This window comes from Nocardia sp. NPDC003693 (assembly GCF_053981095.1).
Genome location: NZ_JBSFNO010000023.1, coordinates 13,893 through 34,538 on the forward strand (window position 1 = coordinate 13,893; position 20,646 = coordinate 34,538).

The 20,646-nt window shown below is 70.4% G+C and carries 16 protein-coding genes; 10 read left to right on the forward strand and 6 right to left on the reverse strand.

Annotated features, from left to right (window positions below):
- Positions 1-34: 34 nt before the first annotated feature.
- On the reverse strand, positions 35-1,438 hold the full coding sequence (locus ACWDOP_RS23860; RefSeq protein WP_456346840.1) for a DUF1254 domain-containing protein: 1,404 nt from the start codon (positions 1,436-1,438) through the stop codon (positions 35-37).
- Positions 1,439-1,636: 198 nt separating this feature from the next.
- Between ACWDOP_RS23860 and ACWDOP_RS23865 the strand changes: the two genes are divergently transcribed.
- The 3 genes from ACWDOP_RS23865 to ACWDOP_RS23875 all read left to right on the forward strand — a co-directional run bounded on the left by ACWDOP_RS23865 (position 1,637) and on the right by ACWDOP_RS23875 (position 4,785).
- Complete coding sequence (locus ACWDOP_RS23865) at positions 1,637-2,995, forward strand: WS/DGAT/MGAT family O-acyltransferase (protein WP_456346841.1); 1,359 nt, start codon at positions 1,637-1,639, stop codon at positions 2,993-2,995.
- Positions 2,996-3,083: 88 nt separating this feature from the next.
- The gene (locus tag ACWDOP_RS23870; protein WP_456346842.1) at positions 3,084-3,872 is read left to right on the forward strand and encodes an RluA family pseudouridine synthase; all 789 of its coding nucleotides are present in this window, start codon (positions 3,084-3,086) and stop codon (positions 3,870-3,872) included.
- Between the two features lie 133 nt (positions 3,873-4,005).
- Complete coding sequence (locus tag ACWDOP_RS23875; RefSeq protein ID WP_456346843.1) at positions 4,006-4,785, forward strand: metallophosphoesterase; 780 nt, start codon at positions 4,006-4,008, stop codon at positions 4,783-4,785.
- Here ACWDOP_RS23875 and ACWDOP_RS23880 read toward each other — a convergent pair.
- Entirely contained in the window at positions 4,766-5,833 is a 1,068-nt protein-coding gene (locus ACWDOP_RS23880; RefSeq protein ID WP_456346844.1) for an AraC family transcriptional regulator, read from the reverse strand. The genes ACWDOP_RS23875 and ACWDOP_RS23880 overlap by 20 nt on opposite strands.
- A 95-nt stretch (positions 5,834-5,928) precedes the next feature.
- Here ACWDOP_RS23880 and ACWDOP_RS23885 point away from each other — a divergent pair, with 95 nt between their 5' ends.
- Together ACWDOP_RS23885 and ACWDOP_RS23890 are read left to right on the forward strand one after the other, a co-directional pair.
- Complete coding sequence (locus tag ACWDOP_RS23885) at positions 5,929-7,380, forward strand: flavin-containing monooxygenase (RefSeq protein WP_456346845.1); 1,452 nt, start codon at positions 5,929-5,931, stop codon at positions 7,378-7,380.
- Positions 7,381-7,419: 39 nt separating this feature from the next.
- Positions 7,420-7,860 carry a DUF4377 domain-containing protein gene (locus ACWDOP_RS23890; RefSeq protein ID WP_456346846.1) on the forward strand — a complete coding sequence of 147 codons (441 nt, stop codon included), beginning with the start codon at positions 7,420-7,422 and terminating at the stop codon, positions 7,858-7,860.
- Positions 7,861-7,867: 7 nt separating this feature from the next.
- On the opposite strand, the gene ACWDOP_RS23895 is transcribed toward ACWDOP_RS23890, so the two are convergent.
- Both ACWDOP_RS23895 and ACWDOP_RS23900 read right to left on the reverse strand, forming a co-directional pair.
- Positions 7,868-10,189: a protein kinase domain-containing protein gene (locus ACWDOP_RS23895; RefSeq protein ID WP_456346847.1), complete on the reverse strand. Its 2,322-nt coding sequence runs from the start codon at positions 10,187-10,189 to the stop codon at positions 7,868-7,870.
- Between the two features lie 151 nt (positions 10,190-10,340).
- Positions 10,341-11,255, reverse strand: a complete 915-nt coding sequence (locus ACWDOP_RS23900; RefSeq protein WP_454208670.1) for a cation diffusion facilitator family transporter — start codon at positions 11,253-11,255, stop codon at positions 10,341-10,343.
- A gap of 102 nt (positions 11,256-11,357) precedes the next feature.
- On the opposite strand from ACWDOP_RS23900, the gene ACWDOP_RS23905 reads away from it, so the two are divergent.
- From ACWDOP_RS23905 to ACWDOP_RS23915, 3 genes are all read left to right on the forward strand, one after another.
- A complete protein-coding gene (locus tag ACWDOP_RS23905; RefSeq protein WP_454208671.1) occupies positions 11,358-13,442 on the forward strand; it encodes an ABC transporter ATP-binding protein in 2,085 nt (694 codons plus the stop codon).
- Positions 13,439-14,203 carry a CbiQ family ECF transporter T component gene (locus ACWDOP_RS23910; RefSeq protein ID WP_454208672.1) on the forward strand — a complete coding sequence of 255 codons (765 nt, stop codon included), beginning with the start codon at positions 13,439-13,441 and terminating at the stop codon, positions 14,201-14,203. Before ACWDOP_RS23905 ends, ACWDOP_RS23910 begins: the two co-directional genes overlap by 4 nt.
- Positions 14,204-14,376: 173 nt before the next feature.
- On the forward strand, positions 14,377-15,018 hold the full coding sequence (locus ACWDOP_RS23915) for an ammonium transporter (protein WP_456346848.1): 642 nt from the start codon (positions 14,377-14,379) through the stop codon (positions 15,016-15,018).
- A gap of 210 nt (positions 15,019-15,228) precedes the next feature.
- Here ACWDOP_RS23915 and ACWDOP_RS23920 read toward each other — a convergent pair whose 3' ends face one another.
- Positions 15,229-16,425, reverse strand: coding sequence for a lipase family protein (locus ACWDOP_RS23920; protein ID WP_454208675.1), 1,197 nt, complete (start codon positions 16,423-16,425; stop codon positions 15,229-15,231).
- A gap of 901 nt (positions 16,426-17,326) precedes the next feature.
- Between ACWDOP_RS23920 and yczE the strand changes: the two genes are divergently transcribed.
- Positions 17,327-17,992, forward strand: coding sequence for a membrane protein YczE (gene yczE / locus ACWDOP_RS23925; protein ID WP_456346849.1), 666 nt, complete (start codon positions 17,327-17,329; stop codon positions 17,990-17,992).
- 9 nt (positions 17,993-18,001) lie between these two features.
- Positions 18,002-18,646, forward strand: a complete 645-nt coding sequence (locus ACWDOP_RS23930) for a cysteine hydrolase family protein (protein WP_454208677.1) — start codon at positions 18,002-18,004, stop codon at positions 18,644-18,646.
- A 5-nt stretch (positions 18,647-18,651) separates the two neighbouring features.
- Here ACWDOP_RS23930 and ligD read toward each other — a convergent pair whose 3' ends face one another.
- Complete coding sequence (ligD, locus tag ACWDOP_RS23935; protein ID WP_456346850.1) at positions 18,652-20,604, reverse strand: non-homologous end-joining DNA ligase; 1,953 nt, start codon at positions 20,602-20,604, stop codon at positions 18,652-18,654.
- Positions 20,605-20,646 lie beyond the last annotated feature (42 nt).

Genomic DNA, 20,646 nt, shown 5'->3' on the forward strand with positions numbered 1-20,646 from the left:
TTCGATTCTGGCAGAGAACACTCCGACCGGACAGTCAGGACACCGCTTGGATCTCGGGCGGCTGCCAGCGGCCGTCGGCGGCCTCGGGGCGGGGCGCGTACAACCGCAAGGTCAGCGAGAACATCCCGGTGGCGGGGATGGGCAGCCAATTGCCGCGCGGCACCGCGGGTCCGGGGTCGGCGTGCTGGATCAGGATCTCCGCCGAACCGTCCGGGGCCGGGACCACGGGCAGACCGTGCCCGACCGCGTAGATCCGATCCGGATTGTCGACCAGGAAATCCTCGGCGTCGTAGGCGGTCAGCGACCAGAACGCCGCCACCGGCGGGAACCGGCCCGCCTCGAAGCGAATGCGGAACCTGCGGGGTTCGCCGTTGACGTCGGCGCTGAGCTCGGGCGTGGAGGGATACAGCGCGTCCTCGGGCAGGTTCGCGCCGAGCCCGCGCTGGGCGATGGCGGCGCGCTGCGCGTAATCGGTGCCGTAGGCGCCCAGCGCGGTGGAGAAGAGCCAGCCGTTCTCGGTGCGGGTACCGGGATCGACGTGCGCGGCGATGCTCTTGCGCGCGGCCGCGGCGGCCGCGTCCAGGGTGGCGATGGGAAAGTCGTCGATCCGGCCGCCGGGTTCGATGCCGATGCGGGCGAACCGGCGCAGCGCGGGCTCGTCGGCGGGCGCGGGCGCGTCGACTGCCATCAGGGTGCACAGCCGGTCGTAGAAGGTCCGCCCGTCCAGGGCCGCCACCTCCTTGACCGGTGCGGTGAGCTGGTCGTCCACCGTGATGGCCGCGCCGGTGCGGGTGGCCTGGGGATCGGCGAGCCAGGCGCTCAAGGGCGCCAATCGCATTCGATCCTGCAACGCCCGCACCTCGGGCACGTCACCGGTGCCGTTCACCTGGACCCGCCCGAGCAGCCAGGTGGTGACCGTCGGCATGGGCAGATGCGTCAGGCCCGGCGGCACCGTGCCGGACCAGCCCGGGCCGCTGATCAGATAGGTGAACAGCGGCGGCGTGCCCGCGACGCCGGTCCGCGGCGAGCTCGGGTGGTGCACGGTGTTCGTCCAGGCGTCGAGCAGCTGCATGATCCAGTAGCGGTCCGGGGCCATCGCGGGCACCTGCAGCACCATGGGTTCGCCGGACAGGTCCAGCCAGGCGTTGGAATACAGCGTGTCCTGGTTGGCGCGCACCATCACCCGGTCCTCGTCGGTGGGCAGGTCGCGACTGTGCCGGAAGGCGTTGACCGGGCCGCCGGCATCGCGGGTGGCGTGGATCAGCACCAGCGGATAGCCGAAAACATAAGCGTCGGTGGCGATCCGCATCGCCTCGGCGGCGTCGGGCGGATCGTCGTCGCCCGGTTCGCCGGTCCGGCCGCACGCGGCCGCGAGCCCGGCGGCGGCCAGACCGGCGGCCATTCCGAGCAGCGTGCGTCTGCGGATGAGGTGATCCATGGCGAATCACAAGCTACTCTCGCGACACGTTCGGATACGCGAGGTTTAGGGCCGCGCGTCGGGGTTATGACGAATCAAGCGCGGTGATAACCTGATTCATCTCAACGCAGCGGGGGGCAGCGTCGCCTGACCGTATCTCCCGGCAGCGGTGTCCGGTTTCACCACGTACAGCGCTCCCCCACGGCATAGGCGAATCCGATGGATCTTCTCAACCCACTCGACGCGATCTTCCTGGCTGTCGAATCCCGCGAGCACCCCATGCACGTCGGCGGTTTGCAGCTGTTCGAGCCACCCGCGGACGCCGGCCCGGATTTCACCCGGGACCTGTTCGCCGGCATGGCGGGCGCCACCGACGTGCGCACCCGCTTCCAGCGCCACCCCAGCCGCACCTTCGGCGGCTTCTCCAGCGTGAACTGGTCGCACGCCGAACAGGTCGACCTCGGCTACCACCTGCGGCGATGCGCCCTGCCGGGGCCGGGCGGCATGGGTGATCTGATCGATCTCACCGAGCGCCTGCACGGCACGCTGCTGGACCGGCACCGCCCGCTCTGGGAGGCCCGGCTCATCGAGGGCCTGGACGACGGCCGGTTCGCGATCTACATGAAGATGCACCACGCCCTCATCGACGGCGTCTCGGCCATGCGCCTGCTGCAGCGCACCCTCACCGACGACCCGCTCGACACCCGCGTGCGGGTGCCGTGGGGTACCCGCCCGGTCGAGCGCGACAGCACCCCCGAACCCCGGAGCCAGTGGCAGCAGCTGCGAAAAGCGTTGCCGCGCATGGCCCGTAGCGCCGCCTCCGTCGCCGCGCCGCTGCGCGGGGCGATCGACGGGCGGCTCACCATGCCCATGACCGCACCACGCACCATGCTCAACGTGTCCATCGGCGGGGCGCGCAGCGTCGCGGTCCGGTCCTGGCCGCTCGAACGCGTCAACGCGATCCGGCGGGCCACCGGGGCCACGGTCAACGACGTCGTGCTGGCCATGAGCGCGGCCACGCTGCGCTCGTATCTGCTCGAACACGGCGCGCTGCCGGACGAACCGCTCATCGCCATGGTGCCGGTCAACGTCCGCAGCTCGGCCGAGTCCGATACCTCCGAGGGCAACATGGTCGCGGCCTGCCTGGCGAATCTGGCGACCCACATCGCCGATCCACTGGAACGGCTCACCGCCATCAGCACGTCCATGCGCCGGACCAAACAGGTCTTCACCCAGCTGCCCAAGATCGAGGCCATGGCGCTCTCGGCGCTGCTCATGTCACCGCTGGGGGTCTCGCTGGTGCCGGGCTTCGAAGCGCTGCCGCGCATGCCGTTCAACCTGGTTATCTCGAACGTGCCGGGACCGCGCAAGCCCGTCTACATGCGGGGCGCGCGCCTGGACGCGAACTACCCGCTCTCGATTCCGTTCGAATCGCAGGGCATGAACATCACGCTCACCACCAACGGCGACAACCTCGATTTCGGCTTCGTCGGCTGCCGGCGCACCGTGCCCGACCTGTACCGGCTGCCGCGGCACATGGAGGACGGACTGGCCGAATTGGAGCGGGCCGTCGCCTGAGCCGGGCGGGCTCGCGGGCGCCGGGCGACCGGTTCGCCGCGAGCCCACCGGCCGATCGGCGCGGCGGCGCGATCTCTACGCTGACCGGGTGGACACCTCTTGGCCCGAACTGCGGAAGAACAGCCTGATCAGCGAGGACCCGGCGGTGCTCGCGCTGAACAAGCCCGCCGGGATCTCGGTCACCGGGGAACGCCACGACACCGACATCGTGGAGCTCGCCGCGGCCGCCGGGGAGACGCTGTACCCCGTGCACCGCATCGACAAGGTGACCTCCGGGCTCGTGCTGCTGGCCAAGGAATTGCCCGCGCACGGTGAGCTGACCCGGCAATTCAACAAGCGCACCGCACGCAAGGCGTACCTCGCGGTGACCGCCTCCACCGGCCTGCCCGCGCGCGGGGTCATCGACCTGCCGCTGAGCGTCGGGCGCAAGAACCGGGTGCGCATCGCCGCACCGCGCGAGAGCATTCGGCGCGCGGGCGATCGCTGGGAGGTACCCGAAGGAGAACTGCTCGCGGGCAAGAACTACCCGTCGATCACCGAGTTCGTGACCCTCGCCGACACCGGCACGCACACGGTGCTGGCGCTGCGGCCGCTCACCGGGCGGCGGCATCAGATCCGGGTGCACCTGGCGTGGATCGGGCATCCCATCGTCGGCGATCCGCTCTTCGACAAATCCGGTGCGCACGCGCGCACCCATCTGCACTCGTGGCGGCTGGGACTGGATGCCTCCTGGCGCACGCCGCCCGTCCTCGACCTCGAGGCCGAGCCCGGACCGGACTTCTGGCAAGTGGGCGGCGAACCCGTAACCGGCACGCCCGGGCAACTACTCGGCATCGCGCGGGCCGCGGTGACCGCCACCACCCCCGACGTGCATTGATGTGAAACCGCTATATTCGGTGGCGAGTCTCACCGAGACCGCATATGGGCAGGTCATCTAGCCTGAATCCGTGGCGCAAGGGTGCGGCACGTTCGGGCGCGACGATGCGGCCCTTCACAGAAAGCGAACGCCGATGGTTCTGCTGGCACAGCTGAGTGACACCCATTTCAACCTGGGCGCCCGCAACTACGAACGCGCCGAACGGGTGATGGGGTTCCTGGCCGAGCTGCCGCGGCGACCCGACGTCATCGTCGTCACCGGAGACATCGCCGACGAGGGCGACATCGAGGAATACCAGCAGGCCCGCACGGCGCTGGTCGCCGATGTGCCGGTGCTCATCATGCCCGGCAACCACGACGACCGCGGCCACATGCGCACCGTGCTCTTCGGCGCCGAGTCCGACTACGCGCCGATCAACCAGGCGCACAGCGGAAATGGGCTCACCCTCGCCCTGCTCGACTCGAGCGTGCCGGGCCGGCCCGAGGGCTTTCTGGACGACGGAACCTACGACTGGCTGCTCGACCTGCTGGCCGCCACGCCCGCCGACGACGCCGTGCTCATCGCCATGCACCATCCGCCGGTGGCGGTGCACAGCACCGTCGTCGATCCCATCCGGCTCACCAATCCCGAACGGCTGGCCGAGATCGTGGCCGGTGACGACCGGGTGCTGGGCGTGCTGACCGGGCACGTGCATTCGGGCCTGGTCACCTCGTTCGCGGGCAAGCCGCTGGTCGTCGCGCCCAGTGTCTCCTCCACCATCGGCTGCGAATGGGAAACGGCGGCACCGGGACACGTGCCGATCGACTTCGCGCCCGACCCCTCGCTGGTGTTCCATTCGATTCAGGACGGGCGGCTGCTCTCGGCGTTCCGGCCGATCGGCATGGGCGGGCCGCTCAGCGCACCGGCGGAGTGAGCAGCGCGCGCCGATAGGTCGAGGGCGTGGTGCCGGTCCAGCGCTTGAAGGCGTGGATGAAGGTCGACGCTTCGGCGTAGCCCAGCCTGATGGCCACATCGCTCACCGAAAGCGGTGTGGCCGTGAGCATTTCCTCCGCCAGCGCCCGGCGCACCTCGTCGAGCAATTGCCGGTAGCCGGTACCCGCGGCATCCAGGTGCCTGCGCAGGGTGCGCGTACTGACGTTGAGATCCCTTGCCACGGAGTCGATTCCGGGTGGCGCGGTGAAACCGTCGGCGCCGCCGCGCGGGACCAGCAGCTCGCGCACCTCCGCGGCGATACCGGTGCGGGCCCGCCGGCGCGAGACCAGGTCGCGGCACTGGGCCAGGCACATCGCCCAGGTGTGCTCGTTCGCCTGCGGCAGCGGGCGTTCCAGCACCGCGGGATCCAGGCCGAACAGATTGTGCGGCTGCTCGAATTCCGGTCGCAGGCCGTAGATTTCGTCGTACAGGCCGGTATCGGAGGGTGCGGGGAAGTCGAACTCGGCGCGTACCAGGTCCAGGCGGTGCCCGAGCAGGTCGCTCAGCATGCCGAACATCGCGGTGACATCGCGCTCGACCAGGAAACGCCGGACGTCGCCGGGGACCCGCTCGTCGTGGATGCGGGCGACGAATTCGCCCGGCTTCCACCGGGCGACCGGAATGCAGAAGGTGAAACTCAGCTCCAGATAACGCAGGGCGAACGCGATGGCCTCGCCCAGGGTCGGACTGCTGACACAGGCGAAACCGAAGATGCCGAAGGTGGTGATCCGGTACCGCCGCCCCACCTCCAGGCCCAGATTCGGCCTGTCCCCCAACTCGCGCACCAGATTTCGAATGACGGTGAGCTCCGCCTGCGCGTCCACCTGGGCATCGGGATCGCTCAGCCCCCGCTCGCTCACCCCGCTGCCCTGCAGGACGCGCGCGGCCGCGACGCCGTGCTCCCGCGCGAACCCCACCATCAACGCGATGCTCGCGACGCCCCGGGGGAAGTCCCAGTCCCGAATCCCCGCTTCCTGAACCGTGCTCATAGCGAAAAGTATGGCCGAAAATCTCGATTAAGACACCCACGCCGGCGAGGTCCCGGTTTTAGAGTGGAAGGGGTCTGCTAGGCGAGGAGGGCCGCATGCCGTCGGTGATCATCATCGGGGCCGGGTTCGGTGGGCTGGGGATGGCCATGGAACTACAGCGGAACGGATTTCACGAGGTCACCATTCTGGAGCGGGCGCGGGACCTGGGCGGGGTGTGGCGGGACAACACCTATCCGGGCGCGGCCTGCGATGTGCCCTCACCGCTGTACTCCTACGCCCGCGAACCGAAACCGAAATGGCGACAGCGCTATTCGGGGCGCGAGGACATTCACGCGTACATCCGGGACGTGGCCGAACGGCACGAGCTCGGCAAGCTGATCGTCTTCGGGGCGGAGGTCAGCGAGGCCGAATTCGACGCGAGCACCGGGCAGTGGACGGTGCTCACCACCGACGGGGTGGCGCGCACGGCGACGGTGCTGATCTCGGCGGTCGGGCAGCTGTCGCGGCCGGCTATGCCCGCCATACCCGGGATCGAGAGCTTCGCGGGCGCCTCGTTCCACTCCGCGCGGTGGGATCACGAGGTCGTCACCGCCGGTAAACGGGTGGCCTGCATCGGCACCGGCGCCAGTGCCCTCCAATACATTCCGGAGATCGCGCCGGGAACGGCAGCGCTGACGCTCTTCCAGCGGACCCCGGCCTGGGTGCTGCCCAAATTCGACACCGACTACAAGCCGATTCACCAGCGGGTGCTGCAGCGGGTGCCGGGAATGCCCGCGGCCGAGCGCTTTTCGTGGTGGGCGATCGCGGAGTTCGTGGCGCTCGGGCTGGTGGAGTTCCCGGGGATCACGCGGGCGGTAGCCAAGCTCGCCGAGAAGCAGCTCGAGGAGCAGGTCACGGACCCGGAACTGCGGGCCAAACTCACCCCGGACTATCCGATCGGGTGCAAGCGGGCACTGTTCTCGTCCGACTACTACCCGGCGCTCACGCAGCCGAACGTGCACGTGGAGACGACCCCGATCATCGACATCGTGCCCGAGGGCGTGCGCACCGCCGACGGCGCCGTGCACGCGGCCGACGTGATCATCTACGGGACCGGGTTCAAGGGCACGGAGTTCCTGTGGCCCATGGAGATTCGCGGGGCGGGCGGTACCGCACTGTCCAAGGTCTGGGCGGACGGGGCGCACGCGCACCTGGGCGTCACGGTGCCCGGCTTCCCCAATCTGTTCCTGGTGTACGGGCCCAACACCAATGTCGGGGTGGGGTCGATCATCTACATGATCGAATCGCAGGCCCGGTACATCCGGCACGCGGTACAGATTCTGGCCGAGCATCCCGGGCACAGCCTCGAGGTGCGCCCGGAGGCCGAGAGCACGTTCAACGGCGCGCTGCAGCAACGCCTTTCCCGTACGCCGTGGAACTTCTGCACCAGCTGGTACCGCACGGCCTCCGGTCGCATCACCAACAACTGGCCCGGCACCACCCGCAGCTACCGGCGCCGGACACGCAGGGTGCGGCTCGCCGACTACCGACTCACCCGCGCGCGCTGACACCGCAGGTCGGGGCGATCCTGTGGCATATTCACGCCCATGCGCCCCCGCCCGCGGCCGATCGTCGCCGCTCTGTTCGCCGCGGCCCTGCCCCTGACCGGCTGCTCCACGTCCGCCGACGACCACGCCGCCCACACGCCGTCCGCGTCGTCGGCCACCGCCCCCGCGGCCACCACCACCGCCCCGGGTTCGTCCCCGGCGGTGCTGCCGACGGTCGCCCCCGGCGCCGAACGCTTCGAGATCTACGTGGCCCCGCAGACGGTGCCGTGCACGGGTGTGGCTCCGATGCAATGCCTACGGGTCCGCCGCGATCCCGGCTCCCCCTACGAGAACCACTATTTCGGGATCGACGGCTTCGACTTCGAGCCCGGCTACGACTACCACCTGCTGGTCGAGCAACGCCCCCGCCCCGATCCCCCGGCCGACGCCCCCTCCGCCACCTGGCACCTGGTGACGGTGCTGTCGAGAACCCCCGCCTAGCCGGTGATCAGGTTGTGGGGGTGGCTGATTCGCCTACGGTGACGGTTACCGGGGCGTCGGGGGTTATCGCGGTTCCGGAGGTCACCGACTGGGCGATTACCTTGTCGGCCTGGGTGGCGTCGGTGACCTTCTTGGTCGTGGTGTGCAGGGAGCCGGTCCAGCCTGCGGCCTTCATGGCCGCGGTGGCCTGGGCTACGGTGTGGCCCACCAGGTTCGGCATGGTGATCGTGGTCGTGGTGGTCCCGGTCGAGACGTAGGCGGTGATCTTCGAGCCGGGCGCGCGCTGGGTGCCCGCGGCCGGATCCAGGGACAGGACCGTGCCTTTGGCGCTGCTGTCCTCACGGTCGACCGTCACCACGACGAAGCCCGCGCTCTCCAGTTTCGCCTTCGCGGCGGCGATCAGCTGGCCGACCACGTTCGGCACGGGGGTGGTGACCGGTTTGACCGAGGTGGTGGTCGTCGTCGTGGTGACGCGGTAGGTGGTGCTCGTCGTGGGCTGCGCCGTGGTGGTGAGCACGTCGTCGGTCGTCGTGGTCGGCTCGGCGGTCGTGGTCACCACCGACGGGGTCGTGGGCAGGGTTTGGGCCGGGGAGCCGTCGCGGCGCGACTGGAGATAGACCAGGGCGACGACCACCGTCAGGACCGCGACGAGCAGCGGGATCCAGACGGGCCTGCTCCGCTTGCGCCGGGTGGGCGGGGGCGGGACGTGCCCGCCGGGCGGCTCCCACGCGGAACCGGTGTCCAGCAGGGTGGGCGGGGCATCCGGCGTGCTCGGGGCCGGCTCGGCGCGCGGGGGCTCCCGATCGAGCTGCGGCAGCTGCCGGGTGGGCGGCAGCGGACGGCGCTGGGGCCCGGAGGTCTGACCGGCCGCGGGCGCGACCGGACCCGCGCCGGAGGCGGCGGGATGCGTGCCCTGTCGATTCGGGTGCGCGACGGCCCCGGATGACCGCTGCCCCTGCGGGTTCGGGTGCGCCGGTGCTCCCGACCGCTGCTCGTTCGGATGGGCGGCGCCGGTCGGCAACGCCCCCTGCTGATTCACCGCGGTCGTGTGCGGCGGTCCCGGCCGGCTCGCCCGGGTGGATGCGGGCCCGGATGCCGCGCCCTGCCGGTTCGCGGACTCGGCGGGCATCGCACGCTGCGCCCCTTGCTGATTCGCGGACGTCGCGGCGCCGGTGAACTGGCGCGCCTCATTCGGGCGGGCGGCGAAGCCGGTCGGCGGCGGACCCTGGCGCGGCGGATGCGCTGTCGCGCCGGTGAACTGGGGTCCGGAGGTGTGGTGCCCGGTCGGCTGCGGGAGGGTGGGTTGTGAGCGCGGGTCGGTCGCCGGGCGCGCGGAACCCCCGGGCGGGGGCGTGATTCCGCCGGGGTGCGAGGTCGTGCCGGTGTGGGTCGACGGGCCTGGGTGTGGTTGGCGGGGTGGATTTTTGGGGTCGCTGGGCGGACCGCCGAGGAGCTCGGTCGGGGGCTGGGTCCGGTGGCGGGGGTGCGAGGGCTCGCGCAGCGACTGCAGCGCTGCGCGGGCCAGTTGGGTGCAGTTCTGGTAGCGGTGCTCGGGGTCCTTGTGCAGGGCGCGGGCGATCACCTCGTCGAAACCCCTGGGCAGGGTGGGGACGTGGCGGCTCGGCTGCGGGACATCGCCGTACGCGTGGTTGTACAGCAGCTGGCCGACGCTTTGGCCGGGAAAGGGCAGCTGGCCGGTGAGCATGTGGTACAGCGTGCAGCCGAGGGAGTAGACGTCCGCGCGGTGGTCGGCGTCGCCGGGCCCGGTCCAGCGCTCGGGCGCGGCGTAGTGGAAGCTGGCCAGCACCTCACCGATGCCGGTCAGCTGCTGGCTCTCGTCCAGCGTCTTGGCGATGCCGAAATCGGTGAGCAGCACCCGTTCCGGCTGTCCCCGGGTCAGCAGGATGTTGGCGGGCTTCACGTCCCGGTGCAGGATCCCGGCCGCGTGCGCGTGGTCCAGGGCTCCGGCGGTCTCGGAGATGATCCGCACCGCGCGCCCCGGATTGAGCGCGCCGCCGCGCAGCACCACCGAGACGTCATCGCCGTCGACGTAGGTCATGGCGATCCAGAGCTGATCGTCGACCTGCCCGCGCGCGTACACCGTGACGATGTTCGGATGATCCAGCCGCGCAACGGCATCGGCCTCGCGGCGGAAGCGCACGTGATGTTCGGCCCCGCCCCCGCCCGGCACGGTCAGCAGCTTCAGGGCCACGAAGCGCGGGAGATCCCGATCGCGGGCCTTGTACACCGCGCCCATGCCGCCGGCGCCCAGCGACTGCACGATCTCGTAGCCGGCGAACTCGTCTCCCGCCCTGAGCGACCCTCCCACCTGCGATTCCCCCTCGGCGCCACGGACCTTCGCCCTGCCTGCCCGCAGTATGCGACCAGCCATAACCATTCCGCCAGCGCATTCGGACACGATGCGGACACTGGTTCATCGGCCCCACCCCCCGAAAGGGTTAACAACCCGAGCCCGTTCGCTACCAGGACAGTTCGCGGCAGTGGTTCGCCTCTTCCGGTCCTTCGGTCTGCAGGGTGGCGTGATCGATGTGGAAGCGGGTGGACAGCAGCTGCTGGGCGGCGCGCAGCACCTCGCCGGTCGGGTGCGGCGGGGTGACGGTGAGATGGGCCGAGGCCACCTCCATACCGGAGGTCAGGGTCCACACGTGCAGGTCGTGGATGTCGGCCACGCCGGGTATCGCCCGCAGCGCCGCGGTCATCTCGTCCACGTCGAGCCCTTCGGGGCTGTGCTGGAACAGAATTCGCAGCGACCGCTTGGCCAGCACGTAGGTGCGCGGCAGCACCCACAGGCCGATGGCCACACCGATGATCATGTCGGCGTACCGCCAGCCGGTGGTGATGGTGATGGCCGCGGAGAGCAACACGCCCACCGAGCCGATGAGATCGGCGAACACCTCGAGGTACGCGCCGCGGATGTTGAGGCTCTCCTGCGCGCCCGACCGCAGCAGCAGGAACGAGACGATATTGGCGAGAAGACCCAGCGCGCCCACGATCAGCACCGGCCAGCCGGGCACCTCGGGCGGTTCGCCGAGCCGCACGACGGCCTCGTACAGCACGTAGATCGCCACGCCGAACAGCAGCAGCGCGTTGGCCAGCGCGGCCAGCACCTCGGCCCGGTAGTAGCCGAAGGTTCGCGTCGCCGTCGGGCGGCTGCGCCGGGCCAGCAGAATCGCCGACAGCGCCATGGAGATGCCGACCACATCGGTGAGCATGTGCGTGGCATCGGACAGCAGGGCCAGCGACGAGGTCGCGAAGGCCACCGCGAACTCGACCAGCATGAAGATCAGGGCAATGGCGAGTGCGAGCACCAGGCGGGGCAGGTATTTGCCCGACGCGCTCGACGGCGTGACGCCGTGTGAATGATCATGTCCCACGCCGACCAATATATGCACGAATGCGCATGAATGCAATCAGCGTTGTGCCGATGTCGTGGAGGTATCCCCGGGTCTCGCCGCGCACACGGCAGACTGGTGGGCGTGACCGATTCGTCCCAGACCCGCGCCGCCGCGACCGGCCCCCCGCTGCCCGCGGGCGCCCTGCGTCCCATCGAGCTCGCGACCGGCGCGGTACTCGGCGGCGCGACGGTCGGATTGGTGACCGTCGGCTCGCTCGTTCCGTTCGCGGCCGCGCTGCAACTGGTGGCGGCCGTGCCGATCGGCCTGCTCGCGCACCGGCACCGGCTGCGCGCCCTGATCACCGCCACCATCGCCGCGACCCTGGTGACCTTCGTCGCCGGCGGCCTGGTCCCCGCGGTGAACCTGGTCGGCGTCGCGGTGATCGGCGGCATCATCGGCATCGTCAAACGACGGCACGGCGGCCTGCTCGCGGTGCTCGGACTCTCCCTGCTGACCGGTCTGCTCGGTGCATCGTTCTCCGTCGGAATGCTGCTGCTGTTCTCCCGGGCGCGCCAACTGCTGTTCGACAGTATCGACAACACCGCCAAGGGCCTGGAGAACATCGCGGCGCGTCAGTCGGCACTCGAACCCCTGGGCCGCGGCGTCGCCGAGGCCACCGACTACGTGCTGCGCTGGTGGTGGGTGTTCGTCGGCGGCGGCGTGGTGTTCGCGATGCTCGCCAGCGGCATCATCTCCTGGTTCGTGCTCGGCTCGGTGCTGGACCGGCTGGCCTGGCTGCCCGGCCGCGACGACCTGCTCGACGCGCCCGCCGACGACCGCCCCATCGCACCGCTGCCGATCACCCTGCGCGGGGTCGGTTTCCGCTATCCCAACGCGCGGACCGACGCCCTGCACGGCATCGACCTCACCGTCCGCAGCGGCGAGTTCGTCGCCGTCGTCGGCCACAACGGCTCCGGAAAGTCCACGCTCACCAGGATTCTCGCGGGCCGGCCGCCCACCAGCGGCGAGGTCACCCGCCCCGGATCGGCCGGCCTCGGCCTGCGCGGCGGCACCGCCATGGTGCTGCAGCGCCCCGAGAGCCAGACCCTGGGCGTGCTCGTCCGCGACGACGTCGTGTGGGGACTGCCCACCGGCCACGCCGCCGAGGTCGACATCGACGGACTGTTGCGCGAGGTCGGACTCGAGGGCATGGGCGGGCGCGAGACCGCCACCCTGTCCGGCGGTCAGCAGCAGCGCTTGGCCGTGGCCGCGGCCCTGGCCCGCACACCGACCCTGCTGCTCGCCGACGAAGCCACCTCGATGATCGATCCCGAGGGCCGGCGCGATCTGGTCGCGCTGCTCGCGGATCTGCCGCGCCGCCGCGACATGGCGGTGGTGCTGGTGACCCATCACGAGGCCGACGCCGCCGCCGCGGACCGGGTGATCCACCTGCGCGGCGGGCGCACGGTCGACCAGCTGCCCGCGTGGCCGCGCCCGGTCCGCGATCAGCGCACGCGCCCCATGGGCAACCCGGTGCTGGAACTGCGCGACGTGCGGCACACCTACAACAGCGGCACGCCGTGGGAGGCGCCCGCCCTGCACGGGGTCGATCTCAGCGTGCGGCGCGGCGAGGCGCTGCTCATCGTGGGCGGCAACGGCTCGGGAAAATCCACCCTGGCCTGGATCATGGCCGGGCTCACGCTGCCGAGCTCGGGCACCTGCGAACTGCGCGAACTCACCGGCAGCAAACCGGTGCACAAGCGAATTCGCGCCGTGCAGCTGGCATTTCAGCATTCGCGGCTGCAACTGCAGCGTCAGACCGTCGGCACCGAGATCGAGGATTGGGGCGGCACCGGCACCGCGGCGGTCGCCCGCGCGCTGGACGCGGTGGGCCTGGACCGGGCGCTGGCCTCGCGATCCATCGAGGAGCTCAGCGGCGGGCAGGCCAAACGCGTGGTGCTCGCCGCCATGGTCGCCAGCCGCCCGCAGGTGGTGGTGCTGGACGAACCGCTGGCCGGACTCGACCCCGAGGGACGCGCGGGGGTGGTGGAACTCATTGCCCGGCTGCGTGATTCGGGCCTGACACTGATCGTCATCTCGCACGACATCGCCGACGTGGCGGCCGTGTGCGACCGCATCGTGCACCTGCGCGCGGGCCGCATCACCGAGAGCGACACCGTCGCCGCGCCGCCCGCCACCCATGACTTCACCGGAGGGTTCCGATGAGCAGTGTCGTCCTGCGCGAGGTGCCGATCGACAGCCCGGTGCACCGGCTGTGGGCCGGCACCAAGATGATCGGCGCGTTCGCGGTGAGCGTCCTGCTCATGTTCGTGCCGTCCTGGCCGCTGATCGCCATCGCCGTCGCGTTCCTGGTGCTGGTGTGGGTGCTGGCGAAACTGCCGCTGGGCACCCTGCCGCGCTTCCCGTGGTGGTTCTGGGCGGGCGTCGCGCTGGGCGCGCTCATCAACGCGCCGGTGGGCATGACCGCGGTGCTGTCGTACACCAAGGTCGTCGTCTTCGGCTTCATCCTGCTCGGGGCCTCGTTCCTGATCGCCTGGACCACCCCGATGGGCGAGGTCGCGCCCGCGCTGGCCAAGCTCGCCGCGCCGCTGCGGCACGTCGGCTGGACCCGGCGCGGGGTGCGGCACCGCATCCCGGTGGACGAGTGGGCCGTGGTGATCGCGCTGACCCTGCGCGGGCTGCCGCTACTGCTCGAGGAGATGCGGATCCTGCGCGCCGCCCGCAAACTGCGGCCCCGCGATTCGGTCATGAAAATGGCCGAGCAGAACCCGCTCGTCGACATCCTGACCGCCGCCATGGCGGTCTCCAGCCGGCGGGCGGGCGAACTCGGCGAGGCCATCACCACGCGCGGCGGCACGGGTGAGCTGACGGCGCGACCGGGCGCTCCGGGACGCGCGGACGCGGTCGCCTTCGCGATCATCGCGGCGGTATACATCCTGGGATTCGGCATCGACCTGCTCATTTGACCAACACCGGCGCCAAAATGATTCGACGTGTCGGCCCGGCACGCTAACGTGGTGTCCACGAACGCGGGGTAGCGCAAAAGCACGGGGGCTCAACACCTTTCCAGCTGGAAGGGAATTTCTTCTTGTTGGGCGTGCGTTGCCCCGAAAACCTGATGAAGATTGGACACAACAGAATGCTGCGCAAGATCACCGCTGCCGCCGCACCGGTCGTGACCGCCGTCGCCATCGCGGGGGCAGGGATCGCACACGCCGAGCCGGGCACGCCCGACATCGGCTACGAGGCACGCCTGGAAGGCAACACCGTCGTCACGACGCTGACCAACGGCGCGTTCGAATACGCCGGGAACACCGTGAACATCAAGGACACCGCCGGAAACACCGTGGTCGCCATGCCGCTGTCGTTCGTTTCCGACGGACTGGTCTACCCGCTGCCCAGCACCATCAGCGAGGACGCCCGCACGCTGTCGCTGACCGCGGTCAAGAACGAGGCCGCCACCCGCCCGGCCGCGGTGCAGGAGGTCGCCTCGCCGCTCGAGAACCAGCGGGCCATGGCCAACTTCTCCAGCCAGTTCGGCATCGCGACCGCCGTCGGCGCCTTCATCGGCACCGCCGTCGGCGCGCTGATCGGCGCGCTGATCAGCTCGCCCACCGGGCCCGGCATCGTGGCGGGTCTGATCACCGGCGCGGCGGTGGGCAGCATCATCGGCTCGCTCGCGGTCGGCGGTCCGACCCTGTTCGTCGCCGGAATCGAGTTGATCTCCACGCTGGCGGGTGCACCGGGCACGACCAAGTGGGCGGGCGTCAGCGAGTTCTAGACCAAAGTTTCGAAACCTATGGGGCGCAGGGAATTACGGACTCTCCCCCAGATTCGATGAACACCGGCCCGGGCGGTACAGCCCACATCGGCCCGGGCGGTGCCGGCACGACTCTCGAACCCGAGTGGTTCTCCCCCGGTCCGGCCTCGCAGCCGAACCCGGGGTCGGCAGACGACACTCGGTTCCGCAAAGCACACTCAGCACCCGCGATCAGCGCATGACACAGCCCCGCGCGGCGGGAACGCCCGCGAACCGATCGGCGAGATAGCCCAGCACGCCCAAGGATTCGACCACCGCGGCCGGATTGTGGCCGGAGATGCCCGAGTGCACGGCCGTCAGGTTCGCGCCGAGCGCGCAGTAGCGATCCACCAGGGCGCTGAAGCCTGCCACGGGGATCACGTCGTCCTCGACGCTGTGATAGAGGTACAGCGGCACGTCGGGGGCGTTGTCACCCAGTTCCTGACGCTGGGCGGCGTAGCGAAAAGCCGGATTCCACAGCAGATTCGGAGTGTCGGAGAATTCGTCGAGCTGCTGGTTGCCGTACCGGACCACCAGATCCGCGCCGCACGCGTTCGCCTCCCGCACGAGCAGGTCGCGACCGTCTTGATTCAGGGTGTCGTACAGGCCCGACTCGGGATCGTTGCGCGCCAGCGCGACCAGGATCAGCACCGCCAGACCCGCCTGGGTCTCCCCGTTCACCCGCTGCGCGATGGCCGCGATATCGGCGGGCACCCCGCCCGCCGCGACACCCGAGAGCCACAGCTCCGGGGCGTAGCTCGCGCGCTGCTGCATCGCCCACAGGGTCGCGAACGCGCCGCCGGAATACCCCCAAGCCCCGATCGGGCTCGCATCGGTAATACCCAGGGGCGGAAACGATTTGGCGGCTCGGATGCCGTCCAGCACGCCGCGGCCGGAGTTCACGCCGTCGAAGAAACGCGATTGCGGGCCCTCGTAGTCCGAGACCACGATGGCCCAGCCGCGGCGCAGCATCTCGGTCAGGAACGGCACGTCCAGCATCGTGTTGACGATGGAGAAATCGCGGCCGCCGCGCAGCGCGTACGACGGCGCGCAGCGGGTGCCGAGGCTGTCCTCGGCGACCTGGTAGGACAGCAGCGGCCGGGTGCCGGGGCCGAACCAGGGCAGCAGCGGGGACAGCACGGTGGCCACGTCCGCGACCGCCGCACCGGTGGAATCGGTGCTGCGGTACTGCACCTGCCAGCCCGCCACGGGGAGCGGCAGGCCCAGCACCGAGATGGGGCGCGAGTTCAGGACCGCGCCGTTGTCCGCGTACCGGAGCCCGGCCGGCGCCGCGTAGAACGGATCATCGTCGGGGAAGGGAATATTCGCCGAGGCGTGCGGCATGGCGAGTAGCGCCGCCAGCATCGCCACCAGGCCGACCAGAGCCACGCGACTCCAGCTTCGCAACCGCCGAGCACCCCCTCGCACGCCGTTTCCGCATCCGGTGACCGATGCGTCATCGCTCCGCATACACACGCCTCCCGCGTCCCGTCCGCCGACGCGACGGGCACACGAACACGTACGTCACGCCGTCCTCCATATTCCAGCGCATCGGAGTGTCAAACGTACTGCCCAGAATACCCGCAGGTCAACGCGCTCCCGCGCGTCGCGCTCCGGACCGGCAACCCGAAAATACCTGTCCCACAGGGGGATCGGACGGCCCGGACACACCGCCCCGCCCGCACCCCAACGTCGCGCGATTCGTACCCATTGCCCGGTTTCGACACGCCGTCGAACGCCGTACCCCCGGCGCGGCGGCAGCCGCGACCGACCCCATCGGTGGATACGGTACGGCGGCCCCGCGGCCGGGCCGGCGCGACACAGCTGCCGGGAGGCAACGGTGCGGCTACAACCCGGCATCGCGGACACGGTGCGGCGTCACGGGCCCAGGCATCACGTGGACGGCGCGATACCCGGCACCGGCGCACGTAACAGCCCGCGGGACCTGGCGCTGCAGAGCCGCTCCCCGGGCCCGACCCCGGCGTGGGCCAGGCCCGATATCGGCCTGGCCGGCAACGGCAAGGAACCGGCACAGACCCCTCGCCGTCGGCTCGAGATCGCGGGGTCGTTCGGCAGTTGCTCTGTCTCCCGCATTCGAATCTGTTGCGCGGTTCCGGGGCAGTACCGGGGTGGTGGGCGCGCGCTGTGCCGGGGCGACTCCGTTCAGGGGCGGGTTGCTGTTATCCACAGGTTTCCCCAGGGTGTGGACTGGGGGTTGTGGAATCCATAAGGGTCCAGACGATGGAGACTGGATATTTATCCACAGGCCAGTTGGGGAGATCATGGGGCGATGTTGTTGCGTCGGATGGTCGCCCTGTACGTCGGGCTGTGGTGGTACGGGCTGTCGATGGCGATCATGCTGCGGGCGGCGCTCGGGCTGGATCCGTGGGACGTCTTCCATCAGGGGGTCGCGTCGCACGTGCCGTTGAGCTTCGGGACCGTCGTCGCGATCACCGGCGCGGTGGTGTTGCTGGCCTGGATTCCGTTGCGGCAGCGGCCGGGGCTGGGGACGATCAGCAACGTCGTGGTCATCGGCATCGCGGTGGACACGGGACTGTGGCTGCTGCCGGAGGTGGACGGGCTGCCCGGGCGGATCGCGGCCATGCTCGGGGCCGTGGTGCTCAACGCGGCCGCCACGGTGCTCTACATCGGCGCGGGCATGGGGCCCGGGCCGCGCGATGGCCTGATGACTGGACTGGTCCGGCGCACCGGGCGGCCGGTGTGGCTGGTGCGAACCAGCCTGGAGGTGACCGTCCTGGGTATCGGCTGGCTGCTCGGCGGGAGCATCGGCGTCGGCACCCTGGTCTACGCCTTCGGGATCGGCCCGCTCATCCACCTCATGATCCCGTACGCCGACCGCTACCTGCCCGGCTTCCATCCCCTACCGCACGGCTGCCACGCGCGCTCGGATCCGCGTAGGGTGAAGATCGAAAGTTGTTGTGGGAGCTACCGATAGCGGAGAGCGATGCGGCACGGTAACGGTGTTGAGATTCCGGAAACGCTCGAGGACGTCTGCGCGCCCGAGCGCATGGCGCTGATCGTGTACGACATGCAGGTGGGTGTGCTCGGGCAACTCGAGCACGGGCGGCAGATCACCGAGCGCGTGGTCCGGGTGGTCGAGGCCGCGCGGCGGGGCGGATACCCGATCATCTTCCTGCGGCACATGTTCCTGCCCAAGCGGCTGATGGGCGCCTTCGCGCTGCGGATGGCCATGAACTGGCAGGGGGTGGACTCGGTCGAGGCCGTCACCCCGATCCTGCAGCGCGACACCCCGGGATTCCAGCTGGTGCCCGAACTCCAGCCGCAGGCGGGCGAGACGGTCTTCGACAAGACCTCCATGTCCGCGTTCGAGGGCACTCCCCTGGCCTCCACGCTGCGGGACCTGGGGATCGGCTCCTACGCCATCACCGGCGTCGCGCTCGAGATCGGCATCGCCCCGACCGTGGCGCACTCCACCGACCTGGGGTTCGTCCCGGTCGTGGTCCGCGACGCCGTCGGCGGGAAGGACGAAGCCGGATTGGCCAGGGCCTGGGACGAATTCGCCTTCCAGGGCCACGTGATCGAGACCGACGTGGACACGATCTCCCCGCTACTGGAGAAGTCCGCCTAGCGCGGTCACCCCGCGCCCGGCGGGTCGCTCGGGGTGAAGATCCACCCCTGCCCGCGCTTGCCGGGCAGGTAGACCGAGTCCCGCCGTTTGGCCAGCACGCCCGGCGTCGCGTCCGCCCGGGCCCGGGCCAGCGCCTGCGCGCCGGAACCGCGCAGGTTCGGCGGCACCGACAGCGCCGGCACGGCCCCGGCCAGGGCCTCGAGCACGCGGCGGCGGTCGTCGTAGCGTTTGCGCAGCAGCGACGTGCCGTCCAGGTACAGGATGTCGGTGGCCGCGAACACCGCGCCGCTCGAATCCGCCCGCAGCAGTGCGGCATCGGGCCGGCCGTGCGCGTCGAGGGCGACCGCCGTGCCGTCGAGCAGTACGCGGTGCTCGGCCAGGGCCGGGCCCAGCGCGGCCAGGCTCGGGTACTTCCCGGTGACCGTGCGCCCGGTGCGGCCGCGCAATCGCACCGTGCCGCCGGAGATTTCGGCGAGCAACCGGACACCGCCCAGGGCGGGCTCGAAGGCCCAGTGCGCGCCGTCGAGTTCGCCGACGTCCCCGTAGGTGGCGAGCATGGGCAGCAGTTCGCGCGGCAGCGGCGCGCCCGCACCGGCGTTCGCCGTACCGCCGCCGGACTGATCCTTCATCAGATGCATCAGCCACTGGTTGCCGTTCGTCCGGATCAGCGCGTAGCGCCCGTCCAGCCGCTCGCCCCGAAACCGCACGATGACCTCGTCGTCCCGCCACTTCTCGGTCTCGTACACGCCCGTATCCCAGATCGTCATCTTCCCCGCCCCGTACTCGCCGCGCGGAATCGAGCCGTGGAAATCCAGGTATTCGAGCGGATGATCCTCGGTGTGCACGGCGAGCCGGTTCTCGTGCGTATCGACCGGCGGGCCCTTGGGCACCGCCCACGACACCAGCACCCCGTCCCGCTCCAGGCGCACGTCCCAGTGCAGGCGGCGCGCGTGATGTTCCTGCACCACATAGCGATTCCCCGCGCTCGGGGCGGGTGGACGCGTGGGCACCGGTTCGGGCGTCCGCCCGGCATCACGCATGGAACGATAGGTGTGCAACCGATCCGGTTGCGCGGGAGCGGTATTCGATTCCAGCGGCGGGTCCATCTCGGCCAGCAGATCACCGTCGCTGTGCAGCCGGCCCAGCACCTCCTCGAAACGCAAGTGCCGCAGCTTCTTCCGATCCGCGATCTCGTCCCAGTCGCGCGGGGCCGCCACCCACGGCTCCTCCCGCCCGCGCAGCGAGTAGGGCGCGATGGTGGTCTTGGCCGGATTGTTCTGACTCCAGTCCAGGAAGACCTTCCCCTCGCGCGCGACCTTGGCCATGGTCGCGGTCACCAGACGCGGGCGCAGCTGCTGCAGATTCATGGCCACCTGCTTGGCCACCGTCGAGGCCCCGTCCGGACCCAGTTCCCGATCCAGCGGCACGTAGACGTGAATTCCCTTGGAACCGCTGGTCACCGGGAAGGCCCGCAACCCCACCTCGGCCACCACATCGCGCAGGATCAGCGCCACCTCCGCGCACTGCGCCAGCCCCGCCCCCGGCCCGGGGTCCAGATCGAAGACCAGCCGGCTGGCGGGCCCGCGCGCCGACCCCGCGAAACGCCATTGCGGCACATGGATTTCGAGCGCGGCCTGCTGCCCGAGCCACGCCATCCCGGCCACCGAGTCGATGAGCGGATAGACCACGTCGCGATCGGAGTGCTCCAGGGACCGCCGCTCGATCCACTTCGGGGCGTGCTCGGGCAGGTTCTTCTCGAAGAACGAGGTCTCGCGCACCCCGTTGGGCCACCGCTTGCGAGTCACCGGGCGCTGCGCGATATGCGGCAGCAGGGCCGGGGCCACGGCGGTGAAATAGTCGATGACCTCACCCTTGGTGGTGCCCGTCGCCGGGTACAGAACTTTGTCGAGGTTGGTGAGCCCAACCTCGACGCCCCCGAAATCCCGCCGGGACCTCATGGGGGCAGTCTAGGGCCGCGCCGCCGGAATTCCCGGTACGAC

Excerpts from the sequence above, each read along its gene's own strand:
- ACWDOP_RS23915 (WP_456346848.1), top strand. The coding sequence starts at position 14,377 with ATGCTGCGCAAGATCACCGCTGCCGCCGCACCGGTCGTGACCGCCGTC.
- ACWDOP_RS23875 (WP_456346843.1), top strand. The coding sequence starts at position 4,006 with ATGGTTCTGCTGGCACAGCTGAGTGACACCCATTTCAACCTGGGCGCC.
- ACWDOP_RS23880 (WP_456346844.1), bottom strand. The coding sequence starts at position 5,833 with ATGAGCACGGTTCAGGAAGCGGGGATTCGGGACTGGGACTTCCCCCGG.
- ACWDOP_RS23930 (WP_454208677.1), top strand. The coding sequence starts at position 18,002 with ATGCGGCACGGTAACGGTGTTGAGATTCCGGAAACGCTCGAGGACGTC.
- ACWDOP_RS23860 (WP_456346840.1), bottom strand. The coding sequence starts at position 1,438 with ATGGATCACCTCATCCGCAGACGCACGCTGCTCGGAATGGCCGCCGGT.
- ACWDOP_RS23890 (WP_456346846.1), top strand. The coding sequence starts at position 7,420 with ATGCGCCCCCGCCCGCGGCCGATCGTCGCCGCTCTGTTCGCCGCGGCC.
- ligD (WP_456346850.1), bottom strand. The coding sequence starts at position 20,604 with ATGAGGTCCCGGCGGGATTTCGGGGGCGTCGAGGTTGGGCTCACCAAC.
- ACWDOP_RS23910 (WP_454208672.1), top strand. The coding sequence starts at position 13,439 with ATGAGCAGTGTCGTCCTGCGCGAGGTGCCGATCGACAGCCCGGTGCAC.
- yczE (WP_456346849.1), top strand. The coding sequence starts at position 17,327 with ATGTTGTTGCGTCGGATGGTCGCCCTGTACGTCGGGCTGTGGTGGTAC.
- ACWDOP_RS23885 (WP_456346845.1), top strand. The coding sequence starts at position 5,929 with ATGCCGTCGGTGATCATCATCGGGGCCGGGTTCGGTGGGCTGGGGATG.
- ACWDOP_RS23865 (WP_456346841.1), top strand. The coding sequence starts at position 1,637 with ATGGATCTTCTCAACCCACTCGACGCGATCTTCCTGGCTGTCGAATCC.